The sequence below is a fragment of the Roseateles sp. P5_E11 genome (genome assembly GCF_054049355.1).
Genome location: NZ_JBFUMO010000798.1, coordinates 1 through 2,102 on the forward strand (window position 1 = coordinate 1; position 2,102 = coordinate 2,102).

At 65.4% G+C, this 2,102-nt stretch carries 4 protein-coding genes; 1 reads left to right on the forward strand and 3 read right to left on the reverse strand.

Annotated elements, in window-relative coordinates; genetic code table 11:
• The 3 genes from ACXJKR_RS30735 to ACXJKR_RS30745 all read right to left on the reverse strand — a co-directional run.
• The coding region (locus ACXJKR_RS30735) for a protein-export chaperone SecB (protein WP_457326073.1) at window positions 1–250 on the reverse strand (250 nt) is incomplete at its 3' end.
• Between the two features lie 142 nt (window positions 251–392).
• Window positions 393–653, reverse strand: a complete 261-nt coding sequence (gene grxC / locus ACXJKR_RS30740) for a glutaredoxin 3 (RefSeq protein ID WP_457326074.1) — start codon at window positions 651–653, stop codon at window positions 393–395.
• A gap of 83 nt (window positions 654–736) precedes the next feature.
• Window positions 737–1,147: a rhodanese-like domain-containing protein gene (locus ACXJKR_RS30745; protein ID WP_056199428.1), complete on the reverse strand. Its 411-nt coding sequence runs from the start codon at window positions 1,145–1,147 to the stop codon at window positions 737–739.
• Window positions 1,148–1,236: 89 nt separating this feature from the next.
• Between ACXJKR_RS30745 and gpmA the strand changes: the two genes are divergently transcribed.
• On the forward strand, window positions 1,237–1,980 hold the full coding sequence (gene gpmA / locus ACXJKR_RS30750) for a 2,3-diphosphoglycerate-dependent phosphoglycerate mutase (protein ID WP_457326075.1): 744 nt from the start codon (window positions 1,237–1,239) through the stop codon (window positions 1,978–1,980).
• The last annotated feature ends 122 nt before the right edge of the window (window positions 1,981–2,102 follow it).

The window sequence follows — 2,102 nt, forward strand, 5'->3', positions numbered from 1 at the left end:
GCTTGGCTTCGACCAGGAACAGCGTCTTGTCGCCGACCTTGGTGTTGACCGTGGCCGTCACGCAGACCTCGAAGATACCGTCGGTGACGTTCTCGGCCGACAGCGTCAGGTTGATGTCGACCTGGGGCTGTTGCTGCTCCAGCAGGATGTGCGGCGCGTTGGGCTGCTCCAGCGACAGATCCTTCAGGTACATGCGCTGGATCTGGAACACGGGGGTGCCTTCGGGGGCGGCTTGGATCTCGTCGGCCATGGAATTCTTTCTAGCGAAGCGTCAAACAAAAGCCCGCAGGCGGCGCGCTGCGGGCGGTGGCTGGATTATGGGCGAGGCCTCGTGACAAGCCGATCGGGCTTGCCCGGTGTTGAAATCAGTCAAGAACGCCCAAAGCGACCCTTCAGGCCGCTTGGAGCAAGGGCAGCAATCCGCCCTTCTGGTCGAGGGCGATGAGGTCATCGCACCCCCCGACATGGGTGTCGCCGATGAAGATCTGCGGCACGGTGCGGCGGCCCGTCCTGGCCATCATCTCCTGGCGTTCGCCCGGGTTGAGGTCGACGCGGACCTCGTCGATCTGCTCGACGCCGCGTTGCTTGAGCAGCATCTTGGCGCGCACGCAGAACGGACAGACCAGGGTGGTGTACATCTTGACGGCAGCCATCTCAATCTCCTTCAGCCGCAAATCTGCCTACGCAGATTTCTGCCCAATGAAAGGCAGAAAAAGTCGGTTGGGCGAAAAACCGCTCACGCGCTTTTTTCCACCGGCAAATTCGCCTCCCGCCAGGCCTTGAGGCCGCCGGCCAGCACCTGGGCCTTGTCATAGCCCAGCTTGCGCAGCATGCCCGCGGCGCGGCCGGCGCGTGCGCCGGTCGGGCACACCAACACCAGCGGCAGGGCCTTGTTGGACGGCAAGGACTTGTGGCCCTCGATCTGGCCAAAGGGGATGTTGCGCGCGCCGACGGCATGGCCCTTGGCAAACTCTTCGGGCTCGCTGACATCGATCAGCACGCCCTTCTCGCGGTTGATCAGTTGCACCGCCTGGGCGGGGGCRAGGCCGCCGCCCTGTGCACCCGACATCAGCATGGGCCAGAGCAACAGGCCACCGGACACAAGTGCGGCGACGAGCAGAAACCAGTTCTCGATCAGGAAGTTCAAGCAAGCATCCCGTGTAATTCAACGAAGCCGGCGATTATCGCTGGGTCGGATAATCCGCCGCTTCCCACCACCTCAGCGCGCCTTGCCCCATGTACAAGCTCGTCCTCATCCGCCACGGCGAATCGACCTGGAACCTGGAAAACCGCTTTACCGGCTGGACCGACGTGGACCTGACGCCCACCGGTGTCGAGCAGGCCAAGACGGCCGGCCGGCTGCTGAAGGAAGCGGGCTATGACTTCGACATCGCCTACACCTCGGTGCTCAAGCGCGCCGTGTGGACGCTGTGGCACGCCCTGGACCAGATGGACCGCACCTGGCTGCCGGTGCGCCACGCCTGGCGCCTCAACGAGCGCCATTACGGCGGCCTGCAGGGCCTGAACAAGGCCGACATGGCCAAGCAGTACGGCGACGAGCAGGTGCTGATCTGGCGCCGCAGCTACGACACACCGCCGCCGGCGCTGGAAGCGACCGACCCACGCAGCGAACGCAGCGACCCTCGCTACCGCGGCCTGGACGCCGAGGACATTCCGCTGACGGAATGCCTGAAGGACACGGTCGCCCGCGTGCTGCCGTTCTGGAACGAGACCGTCGCGCCCGCCATCAAGGGCGGCCAGCGCGTGCTCATCGCCGCCCATGGCAACAGCATCCGCGCGTTGGTGAAGTACCTCGACAACATCGCCGACGACGCCATCGTTGGCGTCAACATCCCCAACGGCATCCCGCTGGTCTATGAGCTGGACGAGAACCTGAAGCCGATCAAGAGCTACTACCTGGGCGACGCCGAAGCCGCCGCCAAGGCGGCTGCCGCCGTGGCCAATCAGGGCAAGGCCTGATCCACCTCGGCCAGCACCTCCTCCACGCTGGCCCAGCCGGGCCAGTACTGAAGCAGCTTGACCGTCGGCCCCCACGGCGCCCAGACCGCGGGATCGGCCGGCCCCCAGGGGGTGAGCAGCCG